The 17,756-nt window shown below is 32.0% G+C and carries 13 protein-coding genes; 1 reads left to right on the top strand and 12 read right to left on the bottom strand.

The window, feature by feature from the left end; all coding sequences use genetic code 11:
* Window positions 1-197 precede the first annotated feature (197 nt).
* From coaE to HMPREF3265_RS02560, 7 genes are all read right to left on the bottom strand, one after another.
* Window positions 198-806, bottom strand: coding sequence for a dephospho-CoA kinase (gene coaE / locus HMPREF3265_RS02530; protein WP_070860971.1), 609 nt, complete (start codon window positions 804-806; stop codon window positions 198-200).
* Window positions 807-822: 16 nt separating this feature from the next.
* Window positions 823-1,695 (bottom strand): bifunctional DNA-formamidopyrimidine glycosylase/DNA-(apurinic or apyrimidinic site) lyase, encoded by an 873-nt coding sequence (mutM, locus tag HMPREF3265_RS02535; RefSeq protein WP_070860972.1) that lies wholly within the window; start codon window positions 1,693-1,695, stop codon window positions 823-825.
* 15 nt (window positions 1,696-1,710) lie between these two features.
* A complete protein-coding gene (polA, locus tag HMPREF3265_RS02540; RefSeq protein WP_070441154.1) occupies window positions 1,711-4,341 on the bottom strand; it encodes a DNA polymerase I in 2,631 nt (876 codons plus the stop codon).
* A gap of 246 nt (window positions 4,342-4,587) precedes the next feature.
* Window positions 4,588-6,285 carry a two-component system histidine kinase PnpS gene (gene pnpS, locus HMPREF3265_RS02545; protein ID WP_070441157.1) on the bottom strand — a complete coding sequence of 566 codons (1,698 nt, stop codon included), beginning with the start codon at window positions 6,283-6,285 and terminating at the stop codon, window positions 4,588-4,590.
* On the bottom strand, window positions 6,285-6,995 hold the full coding sequence (locus HMPREF3265_RS02550; protein ID WP_037536805.1) for a response regulator transcription factor: 711 nt from the start codon (window positions 6,993-6,995) through the stop codon (window positions 6,285-6,287). The genes pnpS and HMPREF3265_RS02550 overlap by 1 nt, the downstream gene beginning before the upstream one ends.
* A gap of 358 nt (window positions 6,996-7,353) precedes the next feature.
* Entirely contained in the window at window positions 7,354-8,622 is a 1,269-nt protein-coding gene (gene icd, locus HMPREF3265_RS02555) for an NADP-dependent isocitrate dehydrogenase (RefSeq protein WP_070441160.1), read from the bottom strand.
* A 43-nt stretch (window positions 8,623-8,665) separates the two neighbouring features.
* Window positions 8,666-9,784: a citrate synthase gene (locus tag HMPREF3265_RS02560; RefSeq protein WP_070860973.1), complete on the bottom strand. Its 1,119-nt coding sequence runs from the start codon at window positions 9,782-9,784 to the stop codon at window positions 8,666-8,668.
* Window positions 9,785-10,133: 349 nt separating this feature from the next.
* Between HMPREF3265_RS02560 and HMPREF3265_RS02565 the strand changes: the two genes are divergently transcribed.
* Window positions 10,134-11,495, top strand: coding sequence for an amino acid permease (locus HMPREF3265_RS02565; RefSeq protein WP_037551028.1), 1,362 nt, complete (start codon window positions 10,134-10,136; stop codon window positions 11,493-11,495).
* Between the two features lie 117 nt (window positions 11,496-11,612).
* Here the strand turns inward: HMPREF3265_RS02565 and HMPREF3265_RS02570 are convergent, their stop codons facing one another.
* The 5 genes from HMPREF3265_RS02570 to accD all read right to left on the bottom strand — a co-directional run bounded on the left by HMPREF3265_RS02570 (window position 11,613) and on the right by accD (window position 17,712).
* On the bottom strand, window positions 11,613-12,590 hold the full coding sequence (locus HMPREF3265_RS02570) for a tRNA dihydrouridine synthase (RefSeq protein ID WP_070441167.1): 978 nt from the start codon (window positions 12,588-12,590) through the stop codon (window positions 11,613-11,615).
* A gap of 281 nt (window positions 12,591-12,871) precedes the next feature.
* The gene (gene pyk / locus HMPREF3265_RS02575; RefSeq protein ID WP_070580877.1) at window positions 12,872-14,632 is read right to left on the bottom strand and encodes a pyruvate kinase; all 1,761 of its coding nucleotides are present in this window, start codon (window positions 14,630-14,632) and stop codon (window positions 12,872-12,874) included.
* Between the two features lie 18 nt (window positions 14,633-14,650).
* A complete protein-coding gene (gene pfkA / locus HMPREF3265_RS02580; protein WP_070580879.1) occupies window positions 14,651-15,619 on the bottom strand; it encodes a 6-phosphofructokinase in 969 nt (322 codons plus the stop codon).
* Between the two features lie 286 nt (window positions 15,620-15,905).
* The gene (locus HMPREF3265_RS02585) at window positions 15,906-16,853 is read right to left on the bottom strand and encodes an acetyl-CoA carboxylase carboxyltransferase subunit alpha (protein WP_070580882.1); all 948 of its coding nucleotides are present in this window, start codon (window positions 16,851-16,853) and stop codon (window positions 15,906-15,908) included.
* Window positions 16,846-17,712 (bottom strand): acetyl-CoA carboxylase, carboxyltransferase subunit beta, encoded by an 867-nt coding sequence (gene accD / locus HMPREF3265_RS02590; RefSeq protein ID WP_070580884.1) that lies wholly within the window; start codon window positions 17,710-17,712, stop codon window positions 16,846-16,848. Before accD ends, HMPREF3265_RS02585 begins: the two co-directional genes overlap by 8 nt.
* Window positions 17,713-17,756: the final 44 nt, after the last annotated feature.

A 17,756-nucleotide genomic window follows, 5' to 3' on the forward strand; every position in this document is an offset into this window, starting at 1 on the left:
TTTATATGTTATACTTTATAAAAATAGTGTAACATAATAATTTGATTTTGAAAGCGTTTTCTATTAATTTTAAAAAATTTTTTAATCGACAATATTTGGTTAACAAAAAAGCTCTAATAGACTTATCTATGTAAAAATTTGACATTTACATCATTCATCTACTAGAGCCGAAGCATAAATAATTGCTTAAGCAAATTTTATATATCTTTGTTAATAAAACCTTTATCAGTCAATAGCTGTTCTAAGTTTTGTTTCAGTTCCAACTTATCCCCTAGGTTATCAATAACATGGTCTGCCATTCTACTCTTTTTATCTATTGATATTTGACTATAAACGCGCGCTTTCGCATCCTCTAGCGACAATTGATTTCGCTCCATCAATCTCTCAATTTGAATACTTTCAGACGTGTATACTAACCATACTTCTTCAACTGTATTTTGTAATTCATTTTCAAAAAGAAGCGGGATATCCATAATGACATCATAACCTTGATTAAGATATGATTGCTTTTCTTCTTCCATTATTTCTCTAACTATAGGATGCACAATATCATTTAACTCTAAACGTTTCTCTGGGTGATTAAAAACAATTTCACCTATATATTTGCGATCCATTTCACCTTCCTCAGTGATAGCACTATCACCAAAAGCTGCTCTAACTTGTTCTAAACCTTTGGTTCCTTTTGCAACAGCTTTTCTTGCAGCTATATCAGCATCAACAACTTTAAAACCAAGTGCTGTTAATAACTCAGAAACCGTTGACTTTCCAGTGGCAATACCACCTGTTAATCCAATAACTTTTGGCATAAATATTCACTCACCTTTATTTCTGACAATATGGACAAAAATGACTATTTCGCGATGCAATGACTTTTTGCTCAATATCATGACCACATATTTTACATGTCTTTTGTTTATATACATTTAAGTGTAATTGCATTTCTCCTGTTTTGCCATCAGCATGACGATAATCAGAAATGCTAGTACCGCCATTATTTATACCCTCATTTAATACTTCTTGAACATAATAAAATAACATTTGTCGTTCTTGATTAGATACATCTTTTACTTTTCTCTCAGGTAAAACGCCTGCTCTAAATAACGCTTCACATGCATAAATATTTCCACAACCTGCTATCATTTTATGATCAAGCAACATTTGTTTAATAGGTTTGTTTTGGTATTTCTTAAGTTTAATCCGGTCTAAAAAATAGTTTAATGCATTGTCATCAAAAGGTTCAGGCGCAATTTCAAGAAAAGCTGGATAATCATTATAGGTAGCTAGATTTCTTAGTTCACCAAATCGTCTAATATCAGAATAAACAAGTTGTTGACCATTATCTAAATGAAACACAATATGCCAATGTTTTCGATAGTTAGGTGTACTAATATCTGATAATTTATCGACAATAAAAAATCCGCCTGCCATACCTAAATGACTTAATATAATACGCTGGTTGTTATTTTTTTCAATAGTGAAGACAATATATTTACTTCTTCTATCAACGGATTTTATTTTAAAACTTTCACTATTCAATCTGAAACCATCCAAATTAATTCCTTTAATAATTGTCTCTTTTCCTTGTTGTTTACCCTCAATAACTTTGTTTGAAAATGTCACACTTTTAATAGTTGCATTCAATATATAAGGCTCTATACCCCTTTTAACGTGTTCAACCTCTGGTAATTCTGGCATTTCTAATTCCTCTTTCTATTTTGCATCATACCATGTAGATCCATAGTTAGAATCTACTTTTAACGGCACATCTAATTGTAATGCGTGTTCCATAATTTCCTCAACAAATAAACTAAAATCTTCAACTTCATTTGCAGGTACTTCGAAAATTAATTCATCATGTACTTGTAGTAATAATTGAGCATGATATGACGTTCGTTTAATTTGTCTATCAAATTCTACCATTGCTAATTTAATAATATCTGCTGCACTACCCTGTATTGGAGTATTCATTGCCGTACGTTCAGCAAAACCTCTCAAATTAAAGTTTCTACTATTAATATCTGGTATATATCTACGACGGTGCAATAATGTTTCAACAAATCCATCTGCTTTCGCATCTTTAACAATATCAGACATGTATTGTTTTACACCTGGGAAACTTGCCAAATAATCATCTATAAATGCTTTTGCTTTATTTCGAGTAATGTTTAAGCTCTGGCTCAAACCATAATCACTAATACCATATACTATTCCAAAGTTAACAGCTTTAGCTTGTCTTCTCATTAAAGCGTTAACTTCATTCGCTTCTACATTAAATACTTTCATCGCAGTAGCAGTATGAACATCTCTTTCATTGATAAATGCTTCTTTCATACTTTCATCTTGGGTAATATGAGCAAGTACACGTAATTCAATTTGAGAGTAATCAGCTGATAATATCACACTATCATTTGAAGTAGGCTTAAAAGCTTTTCTAATCTTACGTCCTTCTTCAAGACGGACAGGTATATTTTGTAAATTAGGATCTACACTTGATAAACGACCAGTTTGTGCTAATGTTTGATTGAAGCGAGTATGAATTCTGTTATCTTTACTTATGACTTTTTGTAATCCCTCTACATAAGTGGATTGTAATTTTGATAATTGACGATATTCAAGTATATAGTCAATGATTGGGTGCTGACCTTGTAACTGCTCCAACACATCAACTGCAGTAGAATATCCAGTTTTTGTTTTTTTAATGACCGGTAGTTCTAGTGTTTCAAATAATACTACACCTAATTGTTTAGGAGAGTTAATGTTAAATTCTTCCCCAGCCGCTTCGTGAATATTACTTATTAGTAAATCTAATTTTTCTTGAATTTCAGACTGCATTTGTTTTAAATCATTAATATCCGTATAAATTCCTGTTTCTTCCATTTCACTTAAAATACGTGCAAGTGGAAGTTCTAAATTTAACAATAGATCAATTTGTTGGTGCGATTCTAATTCAGCAACCATTTCAGGTTTGCAGGCATAAATTGCCTCTGTGATTGTAGCAATATGCTTATTTAAAATTGCGTCTTCTGGAACATGTCGCTTTTTCCCTTTGCCATAAACTGAAATATCATCTTGAACAAAATTTTGATTATAATTACTTACTACAGAGTTTACATCATCTATCGTTCTCGATGGATCAATAATATAACTTGCTAACATAACATCAAATACAATATTTTTTATATCTATATCTAATCTATGCGCAACAACGTATGTTTTTTTAGCATCATAAACAATTTTTTCTGTAGTATCATTCTCTAGCCATTTAATCAATTCAGGATATTCCTTTAGTTGATCGGAAGCTATTACAACATGGTCCACTCCATCATAAAATCCAAATTTTAAAATTGTATCCTGTAAGTAATTGGTACCATCTACTTCGATGTGAATCACAGCTTCTTTTAATTCTTTAAAATTTATGTTGTTAAAATCATTACTCACTTCAATGACTTTATCCTCGTGATTCTCTTCAGTAATATTACTATCTATATCAGATAATAATTGTTTGAATTCTAACTTTTTGAATAATTCAATTTTATCTTTATTATCATCTTGATTTTCTAACTTAGTATCTTGTAATGCAACTTCAATTGGGCTATCTTTATTAATTGTTGCTAATTCTTTACTCATAAATGCATCTTCACGACTGTTTTCAAGTTTTTCCTTTAATTTTTTTCCTGAAACAGATTCTATATTGTCATAAACACCTTCAACAGTATTGAATTGTTTCAATAATTTGATAGCCGTCTTTTCACCTACACCAGCAACGCCAGGGATGTTATCAGATGTGTCACCCATAAGTCCTTTCATATCTATAATTTGACTTGGATTAAGTCCATCATATTTTTCATTAATGAATTCTGGAGTATAATGATCAACATCTGTTACACCTTTCTTAGTGTAATAAATTGTAACATTATCAGTTGCTAACTGTGTCAAATCTCGATCACCAGTAACAATAATCGTTTCAAACCCTTGCTCGTTAGCTTCTTTACTTAATGTGCCTATAATATCATCAGCCTCATAATTTTCTAACTCATAGTGCTTTATATGGTAAGTATCTAATAATTGTCGAATGTATGGGAACTGTTCGCTTAACTCAGGTGGGGTACTCTGTCTTCCGCCTTTGTATTCACTAAATTTTGAATGTCTAAATGTTGTTTTGCCGGCGTCAAACGCAACTAAAAAGTGTGTTGGTTGTTCTTTTCTTATAATCTTTTCTAATAACATAGCAAAACCGTATACTGCATTCGTATGTATTCCTGCTTTGTTAGAAAGTAGTGGTAATGCATAAAATGCTCTAAAACTTAAACTATTACCATCAATTAAAACTAATTTATTCAAAGCGTATACCTCCAGAGTGATTTTATTTTATTTTAGCATATAACCTGTGCCATAACGAATGTATGGTTTATACAATAACTTTTCACACTCTACATTACTTATTATTTAAATAAAAAAGGCACTTTCATATCCTCAACCAAATTTTTGGTTCAAGTATACGAAAGGCCTTAAAATAATAGTATTAATTATTAATCAAAATAAAAGTTCTTGTACCTCGATATTATAGTCATTCTTAATTGAATGATATTATTCTTGTTCATCTAAAAATGAAACTTTAAATAGCGAGCCCTCACCAATATTGCTTTCGACATTAATCGTTCCATGGTGTGCCTCTACTATATGTTTTGTTATAGATAAACCTAAACCTGTACCACCTGAATCTCTACTTCTTGCTTTATCCACCCGATAAAATCTTTCAAAAATATGCTTTTGATCACTTTTATCTATTCCAATACCAAAGTCTTGTATTTCTAAATTTACTTCATGTCCTTCTCTATACACTCTTACAATAACCTCATTATTCTCAAGTGAATAATTAATTGCATTTGATAGTAAATTAGTAATGACTTGTGCAATTTTGTTTTCATGTGCTTCTATAATGACATCTTTTTCTATTTCGGATACTATTTTAATATTTTTATATCTTGCCTGGTTTTGTAAATTATCAATAGTTGTGTAAGCAAGCTCTGATAAATTCATAAATGCTGTTTCTATCTCTGTTTGTTGTTCGATATGTGATAAATCCAATAAATCCATAACGAGAGACTCAATACGATTAGATTCTTTTAAAATAATATTTAAGAACATATCAAGTGATTCTTCATCATTTTTCGCACCTTCGATGAGTGTTTCAGCGAAGCCTTTAATAGATGTAATAGGTGTTTTAAGCTCATGAGATACATTTGCAACAAACTCCCGACGCAAGTTTTCCAATTTTTTCAAATTTGTAATGTCATGCATTACTACAACCATACCTTGTAACTTTTTCTTAGATTTACTTAGTATTGGAACACATGACAAATCGAAATATTTATGATGAACATTATTTAATAAAATTTCTATCTGATCATATAATGGCTTTTCAGTTTTAAAACTTTCTAGAATTAATTGTTGAATTTTAGGATCTAAATATGATGTATAGTTTTTATTTTCAACCTTACCGTTTGGTCTAAACAACTCATAGTATGCATGATTGGCCACCACAATTTCACCATGTTTGTCAATCATTAATACTGAACTTGGTATATTTTCTAATGTTGTTTTTAATCGATTTGATTGCATTTTTTGTTTATTATTAAGCTTTTGTAAACGTCTTGCAAGATCGTTAGTTGTGACAAATAGCGCTTTTGTCTCCTTAACATTGCTTTCAGGTACTCTAACATGATAGTATCCATCTGCAATTAACGAGGTAGCATAAGTCACTTCATTAATCGGTCTAATATATGTACGATTGATACTTCTAACAGCTAAATAAATCGCTAAAAGAACAATAATTCCTATTAAAGACAAATACTTCCACATACTTTTTTGTAATTCAAGAATCTCAGTATTCATCCCACTTATGTATATCGTTTTGTCATTGACAGTTGTTTTAAATGTGTATCTAACCTGACCATTTTCTCTTTTATAAATGATATTTGATGGATTAGCTTCATTATCAATGTTATCATTTATTTTATTTTGGTTACCAGTTTGGTATATCACTTTACCATTTTCAGAAATTCTAACAATTAAATTTTGATTAGCTGAAATATTTTTAATTTCATTATTCTCATTTTGCTTGTTTAATTTCAAAAAATTTTCAGATACATGTTTGAGTTCCCTAACCTGAGCTGTTGATAATATTTGATAAATTGTATGATGAATAATGACGCCTAAACCAATAAAACTGATTATAGTAATTGTGCTTAATAGCAATAATAATCTATGATGAAATTTAAGCATTAAGCTTTAGGTCTCTCTAATTTATAACCGAGTCCACGAACAGTTTTAATTAATTTAGGTTGTTTCGGATTCTCTTCGAGTTTGTCTCTTAAATGACTTATATGAACATCAACAATTCGAGAATCGCCTGCGAATTCATAATTCCATACTGAATTTAACATGTGCTCTCGAGTGATTACTCGCCCTTGTCTTTCTATTAGATACAACAATAGTTCAAATTCTTTAGGAGTGAGTTCTAATAATTCATCATCTTTATATACCTCAAAGAATTCAGGTCTGATTCTAATATTTTCAATCAATATATCCTCATCATCAACATCTTCTTTTTCAATTTCACTAGCAAATTTCGATCTTCTCAAGATAGCTTTAACTCTCGCCACTACTTCTCTAGGAGAAAAAGGTTTTGTCATATAATCATCGGCACCTAATTCTAATCCTAATACACGATCAAACTCATCATCTTTTGCAGTTAACATTAAAATAGGTACTAAATTTTTATCAGAACGTATTGTTTTACATACTTCAATACCATCTTTCTTAGGTAACATTACATCTAAAACGACAAGTTCTGGTTGAATTTCATTCACCTTTTCCAAAGCCTCTTCACCATCGTAAGCTACCTCAACGATGTAACCAGCCGTTTCAAGATTATATTTAAGTAAAGTTACAATTGATTGCTCATCGTCAACCACTAATACTTTTTGTGACATAATGTGCCTCCCTGAATTAATATAACATTTCAATTTCATTATAACGGAAGTTAAAACAAAAATAACATACAACATATTAAATTTACATAATCTTAACAATCATATGATTATTTTCCAAATATTGAGTATTTATTTATTTATTTTTAAAAAATTATTAACAAATTATAGTTATTTGCTTTACTTCATAATAAAAAAGCGGAACAGAATTTAATTTAAATTCACTGTTCCACTTTTATTAAAAATTGTTAAGATTGAGAATCCCTTAAAACTTGCGCTATTGTGTTAACTACTACATTAGTGCCATGCATCATCAATCTATTAATTTTTTAAAGTTTTAAATTATTAATGTGTAAATAAATTACTTTAAGTTTTTAATTAACTCATCAGCGAATTCTGAAGTTGATACTTCAGTAGCACCATCCATTAAACGAGCAAAATCATAAGTTACAACTTTAGAAGCAATAGTAGCTTCAATTGCATCAGTAATCTTATCAGCGGCTTCTTGCCAACCTAAATGTTCTAACATTAGAACTGAACTTAATAATTCAGAAGATGGGTTAACTTTGTTTAAACCAGCATACTTAGGTGCAGTACCATGTGTTGCTTCGAAAATAGCGTGTCCTGACTCATAGTTAATGTTTGCACCAGGTGCAATTCCAATTCCGCCCACTTGAGCTGCTAAAGCATCCGAAATATAGTCACCATTTAAATTCATTGTAGCAACTACATCATGTTCTGCTGGACGAGTTAAAATTTGTTGTAAGAAAATGTCAGCGATAGAATCTTTAATAATGATCTTTCCATCTTGTTCAGCTTTTTCTTGAGCTTGATTTGCTGCATCTTTACCATCTTTTTCAACAATTTCATCGTATTGTTGCCAAGTAAATACCTTATCAGCAAATTCATTATGAGCTACATCATAGCCCCATTGCTTAAATGCGCCTTCGGTGAATTTCATAATATTACCTTTATGAACAAGCGTAACAGTTTTACGGTTATTATCGATTGCATACTGAATTGCAGCTCTAACTAAACGTTCAGTACCTTCTTTAGAAACTGGTTTCACACCAATACCTGAAGTTTCTGGGAAGCGAATGTTAGTAGCACCCATTTCATTTTGTAAGAAATCAATGATTTTTTTAACTTCATCAGTACCTTCTTTAAATTCGATACCTGCATAAATATCTTCAGTATTTTCACGGAAGATAACCATATCAACATCTTGTGGACGTTTAACTGGTGAAGGAACACCTTTGAACCAACGAACTGGACGTAAGCATGTAAATAGGTCTAATTCTTGACGTAATGCAACATTTAATGAACGAATACCACCACCAATTGGTGTAGTTAAAGGTCCCTTAATAGCGATTAAATATTCTTTAATCGTATCAAGCGTTTCTTGAGGTAACCATTCACCAGTTTTATCAAAAGCTTTTTGACCTGCTAATACTTCTTTCCATTCAATACGTTTTTCGCCGTTATATGCTTTTTCAACAGCCGCATCAATAACGCGACTCGCTGCTTTCCAAATATCTGGGCCAATACCATCACCAATAATAAAAGGAATAATTGGTTCATTAGGTACATTTAATCCATCGTTAATTCTAGTAATTTTTTCAGTTGACATAATTTTACCTCCAAATATTGTGAAATCTATTAAAGTTTATAATTTATCTTTCTTCAATTGGTAAATACTTACGATTTGTTTCACCGACGTAATTAGCTCTAGGACGCATTATTCTATTATCACGATATTGTTCTAGAATATGTGCTGTCCAACCAGATGTACGACTTACCGCGAAAATTGGCGTGAATAAATCGTGTGGAATATCCATACTATGATATACAGTAGCACTAAAGAAATCGACATTAGGAATAAGTCCTTTCTCTTCTTTCATACGTTTCTCAATAGCTATTGAAATATCATATAATTCACTTCTACCAGTTTCAGAAGTGATTTTTCGGCTCATCTCACGTAAATATTTGGCTCTTGGATCTCCGTCTTTGTATACTCTATGACCGAATCCCATGATTTTTTCTTTATTTTTGAATTTTTCATCTAAATAAGCATCAACCTCATCAACTGATTTAACATCAGCAAGCATGCTCATTACTTGTTCATTTGCTCCACCATGTAAAGGTCCCTTTAATGAACCTACTGCAGCTACAATACCAGAGTACATATCAGATAAAGACGATACGGCACAACGTGCAGTAAATGCAGAAGCATTAAGTTCATGGTCAGCATGTAACACTAATGCTTTATTAAATGCTTCAGCTTCAGTATCTGTTGGTAATTCTCCTCTTAACATATATAAGAAGTTAGTTGCATAACTTAAATCAGGATTAGGTTTAACAGGTTCTTTACCTTCACGAACACGCGCAAATGCTGTAACTAAAGATGCAATTTTCGCTTGAATACGTATTGCTCTTTCTTTTCTATTTTCTTCTGTTTCATTTTCAGCATCAGGATCAAAATGAGCAATATATGATACAGATGTACGTAGTGCCGTCATAGGGTGCACATTATCAGTTGCGTATTCTTCAAAATGCTTATAAACTCTTGGGTTTAAAGTCATATAATGATTAAATTTTTCTCTTAATGCATCTAATTCATCTTGAGTAGGCAATCTATAATTCCATAATAAAAACACTATTTCTTCGAACAATGCATTTTCTGCTAAATCATCAATATCGTATCCCGCATACGTTAATTGACTATCAATAATTGAACTGATTTTAGTTTCAGCTGCAATTACCCCTTCTAAACCTTTTTGTAATTCTGCCATAAGTAATTCCCCTTTTCTTATACATAATGTAATGGCTTTCAAATACTATTATAGCCAATGTGATAACTTTTGTGAACGATTATATATCGTTCAATAAATGCTATTTAACTTTAAATTTTTAAACTTATCTTTACTTAAACGCCCAATAAACGCCATTATATAAGCTTTCATTCCAATTTAAATTATGTAATTAATGAGAAAATATTGAAAATTTCAATTTAATTATCAAGCTTGATTACAATTATTTAATCTAAATTTAGAGGGATTTTTAGAAAAAATTCGAAAAATAATTGTCGAATTGAATTTATAAGTGCATAATAATATTAATTAAATGTAAGGGAGTTGTCTTATGGCTGAAGAAAAATTACAAAGAGGATTGAGTAATCGTCATGTGCAATTGATTGCTATTGGTGGCGCTATAGGTACCGGATTATTCTTGGGAGCAGGTCAAACAATAGCAATGACTGGTCCATCTATTCTATTAACTTATATTATTATAGGTTTCATGTTGTTCATGTTTATGAGAGGCTTAGGTGAGATTATAATTCAAAATACTCGCTTCAAATCTTTCGCCGATGTGACAAATGAATACATAGGACCGTTTGCTGGTTTTGTAACTGGTTGGACTTATTGGTTGTGCTGGATTATAACAGGTATGGCTGAAGTAACTGCTGTTGCTAAATATGTTAGTTTCTGGTTCCCTGCAATTCCAAACTGGATTAGTGCACTATTCTGTGTGCTTATATTAATGCTATTTAATTTGCTTAGTGCTAAATTATTTGGTGAATTAGAATTCTGGTTCGCTATTATTAAAATTATAACTATCATCGCTTTAATCGTTGTAGGTTTAGTCATGATTTTAATGGCATATAAAACACAATTTGGACATGCGAGTTTTACAAATTTATATAAACATGGCATCTTTACTCACGGAGCATCTGGGTTCTTTATGTCATTCCAAATGGCATTGTTCTCATTTGTTGGTATTGAAATGATTGGTGTAACTGCAGGAGAAACTAAAGATCCTCAGAAAACAATTCCAAAAGCTATCAATGCTGTACCGTTAAGAATTTTAGTATTCTACGTTGGTGCATTAGCGGTAATTATGTCTATTATTCCTTGGGATAAAGTTGACCCTAGTGAAAGTCCATTTGTTAGATTATTCTCATTAATTGGTATTCCTTTCGCTGCTGGATTGATCAACTTTGTAGTATTAACTGCTGCAGCATCATCTTGTAATAGTGGTATATTCTCAAACAGTCGTATGTTATTTGGTTTATCAGAACAAGATCAAGCACCACCTATCTTTAGAAGTACTAATAAAAATGGTGTTCCTCATTTTGCTATTATTGGTTCATCTGCATTATTATTAGTAACAGCATTATTAAACTACATCTTCCCGGATGCTACGTTAGTGTTTACTTATGTAACAACAATTTCGACTGTATTATTTATTATCGTATGGGCATTAATTATTATTGCTTATATTAATTATCACAGAAAAAATCCTGAGCTACATAAAACTGTATCTTATAAACTTCCTGGTGGTAAATATATGGGTTACGCAATATTAGTATTCTTCTTCTTAGTATTTTGTTTATTATTTGTAAATGAAACAACTAGAAATGCTATTTTCTTAACTCCAATATGGTTTATATTACTAGGTTTAATGTATTTGAGATATAGACAAGTTGCTAAGAATAATAAATAATTTAAAATTCTTAAATGATTATAATAGCCAGTAAATGAATTAACATAAAAATTCATTTACTGGCTTGTTTTTATAATAAACCTATTATCTAATAACTATATCTAATGTTTTAGAAAATTAATTTATATCTTCTTCAATTTTAGACTCAAATTCATCTAATAAATCGCGTGCTTCATCAACCGATTCTGTACTCATTAATTGATGACGTAATTGACTAGCTCCTTTAATCCCCTTCACATAAATCTTAAAAAATCTTCTTAAACTTTTGTATTGTTGACTTTCATCATTTGAATATTTCTCAAACAATGATAAATGCAATCTAAACAAATTCAATAGTTCTTTACTAGTATGTTCACGGGGTTCTTTTTCAAAAGCAAACGGATTATTAAAGATCCCTCTACCTATCATCACACCGTCAACACCATATTTCATGGCAAGTTCAAGTCCAGTTTGTCTATCTGGAATATCTCCATTAATCGTTAGTAATGTATTAGGTGCGATATCATCTCTTAATTGTTTAATTGCTGCGATTAATTCCCAATGCGCATCTACTTTACTCATCTCTTTGCGTGTTCGAAGATGTATAGATAAATTTGCGATATCTTGTTTAAAAACGTGTTTTAACCAATCTTTCCACTCTTCAATATCATAATAACCTAAACGGGTTTTGACACTAACAGGTAATCCACCAGCTTTAGTAGCTTGAATAATCTCAGCAGCTGTTTCAGGTCTCAATATTAAACCAGAACCTTTACCTTTCTTTGCGACATTAGCTACTGGACATCCCATATTTAAATCTATACCTTTAAAACCCATTTCAGCTAAACCAAAACTCATTTCTCTAAACTGTTCGGGTTTATCGCCCCATATATGTGCTACCATAGGCTGTTCATCTTCACTGAATGTCAATCTTCCACGAACGCTATGAATACCTTCCGGATGGCAATAACTCTCAGTGTTTGTAAATTCAGTGAAAAAAACATCAGGTCTAGCAGCCTCACTTACAACATGTCGAAAAACGGTATCAGTAACGTCCTCCATAGGTGCTAAAATAAAAAAAGGACGTGGTAATTCACTCCAAAAATTTTCTTTCATAATAATTAAACCTTCTTATAATAGTATATCTCAATTAATCCATGTTATATTACCACAAATTATAACCTTATTCAAAATGAAATTTTATAACTCAATTAACTTTCCTATTTGAAATTCTCATTTAATGAATTTCTTTCTAGTGAAATGAAAAAACTGAGAAAAACTCTTCACGAGCTTATTCCCAGTTTAATCAACTATTGCGAATTTGCAATATCGCTTTGAAATATTATCTGTTCTGGCTCTCTTATCTTATTAAGTTAGCCATCATTTATAATAATGAATTAAAGTACGTTAGCATACCCTTCAAATATTTTACCTTGAGCAGCATCTACTGTTACTAAAATACCATCTTTTAATTCTTTAGTAGCATTTTCAACACCTATAATTGTTGGAATACCTTTTTCAAGTCCAATAATCGCACTTGGTGACGTGATACCATTTTCTTCTGTAATTAATCCAACTGCTTGCTCAATATAAGGCACTAATGTCTCATCTACAGAATTAGTAACAATAACTGATTCACTTAAATCTACGCCTTCTAAATCACTAGCACTGTTAGCAACTACAGTTTTACCAACTACTGATCCACGACCGACACCTTGTCCTTTTGCAATTTCATCTCCAACTAAATGTAATTTCATCATATTAGTTGTACCTTTTTCACCAGTAGGTACACCGGCAGTAATAATAATTAAATCACCATTTGTAACTCTTCCAGTTTCTACTGCTGTAGCAACTGCATTATTTAATAGGTCATCAGTAGTTTTACGACCTTTTTTAATTACAGGATATGCACCCCAAACTAAAGCAAGTTGACGTGCAGTGTGCTCGCTAGGGGTAACCGCAATGATATCAGAATGTGGACGATATTTAGAAATAGTTACTGCAGTTGAACCACTTTCAGTTGCTGCAACAATAGCTTTAACTTTTAAATTTAAAGCAGTATGTGCAACTGAAACACCAATAGCATTCACTAATGAAGTTTCTACTAGTTTAGTACGGTCTGATAATAATTTTTTATAATCTTGTGCCGCTTCAGCAGAAATCGCAATATTTCTCATTGTTTTAACAGCCTCTTCTGGATATAAACCAGCAGCAGTTTCACCAGAAAGCATAACTGCGTCAGTACCATCATAAATTGCGTTAGCAACGTCACTAGCTTCCGCTCTTGTCGCACGAGGATTTCGTTGCATTGAATCTAACATTTGAGTAGCTGTGATAACTGGTTTACCTAGTTTATTACATTTTCTGATTAAATCTTTTTGTACAATTGGTACAGATTCTGGTGGAATTTCAACACCCATGTCACCACGAGCTACCATTAAACCATCAGACACTTCTAATATTTCTTCTATATTATCAATACCTTCTTGGTTTTCAATTTTAGGGAAAATAGTGATATTATGATTATTTTCTCTTTCAAGAATTTCACGAATATCTAAGACATCACTTGGACGTCGTACAAAGCTTGCTGCGATATAATCAACATCTTCTTTGATACCAAATAAGATATCATCAGCATCTTTATCAGTAATACCTGGTAAATTAACTTTTACACCTGGTAAATTTACGCCTTTTTTATTTTTTAATTCACCAGTATTTAAGATATCACATTTAACTTCGCCTTTTGTTTTATCGATGTCTTTTACTTGTAGTTCAACTAAACCATCATCAAGTAAAATGTAAGAACCTACTTGAACATCGTTGATTAAATCTTCATAAGTTACTGAGAATTTTTCAGGTGTACCTTCAACTTGAGACATACTAACAATAACTTCTTTGCCTTTTTCAAGCATAATTAAGCCATCTTTCATGTCATGAGTACGAATTTCAGGTCCTTTAGTATCTAATAGGATACCAATTGTTTTACCTAATTTATCAGCTACTTTACGAATCGTATCAATACGTGCTTTATGCTCTTCATGACTACCATGAGAGAAATTCAAACGCGCTACGTTCATACCAGCTTTCATTAATTTTTCTAACATTTCCTCAGACTCTGATGCAGGTCCAATTGTACATACAATTTTAGTCTTTCTCATTTTAAAAAGCCTCCTAAATTAAATAGATAACTCTTTCGCTAATTCATAAATATCAGTATTGAATTTATGGTCGTTACCATTGAAAATTTCATCAAATGGTGTGGCAGTCAATTTGTTATTCATAATACCTACTCCATGTCCAGAATGACCTTGTATTAATAAATCAACGGCGTAACCACCTAAGCGTGAAGCTAATACTCTGTCAGTACCTGATGGGCTACCACCACGTTGGATATGGCCCAGTACAGACACACGTGCATCAACATTAATATATTTCATTAATTGATCCGCGCATTCTTGGCCACTCATACTGCCCTCAGCTACCATGACGATTGAGTGTTTTTTACCTCGTTTGATACCTTTTTCTATTTTTTCGGCAATATCTTTAATATCTGTATTGACTTCAGGAACTAATATTGTTTCAGCACCGACTGATAAGCCAGCCCATAATGCTAAATCACCACAATCACGTCCCATAACTTCTACAATAAAGGTTCTAGCATGACTTGAAGCAGTGTCTCTAATCTTGTCTACACTATCAATAATTGTGTTCAAAGCTGTGTCAAACCCAATAGTGAAGTCAGTACCATTAATATCATTATCAATAGTACCTGGAATTCCTATTGTTTTAATATCTTTCGTCTCTTCACTAATACGTTGGGCACCTCGGTAACTGCCATCTCCCCCAACTACTACTAGTCCCTCAATACCACGTTTGTGTAAATTCTCTATACCTTTTTGTCTTACACTCGCCTCTTTGAATTGTGGACATCTTGCAGAGTAAAGGAAAGTTCCTCCACGTTGAATTGTATCCCCTACTGAACCCAATTCAAGTTTATGAATATTGTCATCAAGTAATCCTTGATAACCTTGATAAATTCCATAAACTTCAATGTTGTTATAAATCGCCTTACGCACAACTGCTCTAACAGCAGCATTCATTCCTGGTGAATCTCCACCACTAGTTAAAACCGCAATTTTCTTCATGACGACATTCCCTTTCCTAACTATATTTCTCATTAATAATAAATTACCATAATTTTTTTTAGTGTTCCATCAATATAGGTGCACAAAATACATGTAAACGTTTTACAAACAATTTTTCCTTTTGCAATAAAAAAGGGGTGAACAATATTCACCAAGAATCAATTGTTTCACCCTTATAAGGAAAACTACAGCTAGGAAAATATAATAAAGGTTCCTTCACAACTTAATTTGCAACTGTGTTTTTCAAAGTAATTTTAAATATTAATTTGTATGTGTACCAGCCCAGCTATTTTTCAATAAAAGCACCGATATTTCTAAACTTATTAAATCTATCTTCAACTAATTCATCAGCACTTTGTTGTTGAAGTTGTTCTAAATGATTTACGAATGCTTGCTTAATATCAATAGCTTGTTGTTCTATATTATTGTGTGCACCACCTAAAGGTTCATCAATAACACTATCAATAACGTTTAAATGATGTAAATCTTTTGCAGTAATTTTCATAGTTTCGGCAGCCATTTTTGCTAATGAGCTATCTTTCCATAACAGTGCCGCTGCTCCCTCTGGGGAAATGACAGAATACGTACTGTTTTCAAGCATCATAATTCGATTGGCTATCCCAATTCCTAGTGCACCACCACTACCACCTTCGCCGATAACGATAGCTATCACTGGCACTGTTAGAGATGCCATCTCAACTAAGTTTCTAGCAATAGATTCACTTTGTCCGCGTTCTTCAGCAGCTTTACCTGGATAAGCACCTTTAGTATCAATGAAAGTAAAAATAGGTCTATTAAATTTCTCAGCTTGTTTCATTAATCTCAATGCTTTACGATAACCTTCAGGATGCGCCATACCAAAGTTTCGATATATATTATCCTTAGTATCTTTACCTCTTTGTTGGCCTATAACTGTAACAGGGGTACCGTTTAAATACCCAATTCCACCAATCATTGCAGGGTCATCTCTAAAATTACGATCTCCATGTAATTCAATAAATGAATCGAAGATATATGGAATATAGTCTAATGTCGTAGGTCGTTCTTGGAGACGAGCAATTTGCACTCTATCCCAAGGCTTAAGATTGGTATATATTTTTTTGGTTTCCCTTTCAAGTGATGCTTCAAGTAAATCAATTTCATCTTGTAAATCTACATCATTTTTTTCTTGAGATTGCTTAAGAGATTCAATTTTATTTTTTATTTCAAAAAGTGGTTTTTCAAAATCAAGCATCTTTATTCACCTCTTGGTGCAATTTTAATAATTGAGCAAGTGTTTCTTTCATCTCTTTACGGTGAACAACTTTATCAAGTTGACCATGCTCAAGAAGAAACTCTGCAGTTTGGAAATCATCTGGAAGTTTCTCATTAATAGTTTGCTCAATAACACGTCGACCAGCAAATCCAATTAAGGCTTTAGGTTCACTTAAATTGATATCCCCAACAGATGCAAAACTAGCAGAAACACCACCAGTTGTTGGATGCGTAAGATAAGAAATATATAATAATCCGGCATCTGAGTGACGTTTCAGTGAAACACTCGTTTTACCCATTTGCATCAATGAAATAATACCTTCTTGCATCCTAGCACCACCACTTGCAGAAAATAATATGAATGGTAGTCTATGTTCTGTTGCATAATCAATAATTCGACATATTTTCTCACCAACAACTGAACCCATACTTCCCATTCTAAATCTAGCATCCATAACAGCTACACCAAATTGAACACCATCTAGTTTGGCAGTACCGGTTACAACCGCTTCGCTTAAATCAGTTTTTTGTTGGTCTTTTTCAATTTTTTCTTGATATCCAGGAAAGTCTAAAGGATTTGCTGATGTCACTCCTTTATCAAATTCAACGAAACTATTTTCATCAGTGATTGCTTCAATTCTCTTATATGCAGGTAATGCAATATGGTGATCACAATTAAAACATACATTTAAATTCTCATTTAATTCTTTTGTATACATTATTTTTTTGCATTTTGGACATTTAGTCATAATACCTGCTGGTACTTCATTTTGTTTTGAATCTTGAACTGTTAAATATTTTCGTTTTTTACTACTACGATTAAAAAAGTCTTTAAACATTCGTAAACCTCCACCTAATCATACAACCTTAATTTATTACATCT

The organism is Staphylococcus sp. HMSC62B09 (assembly GCF_001839115.1).
Classification (GTDB): Bacteria; Bacillota; Bacilli; order Staphylococcales; family Staphylococcaceae; genus Staphylococcus; species Staphylococcus haemolyticus.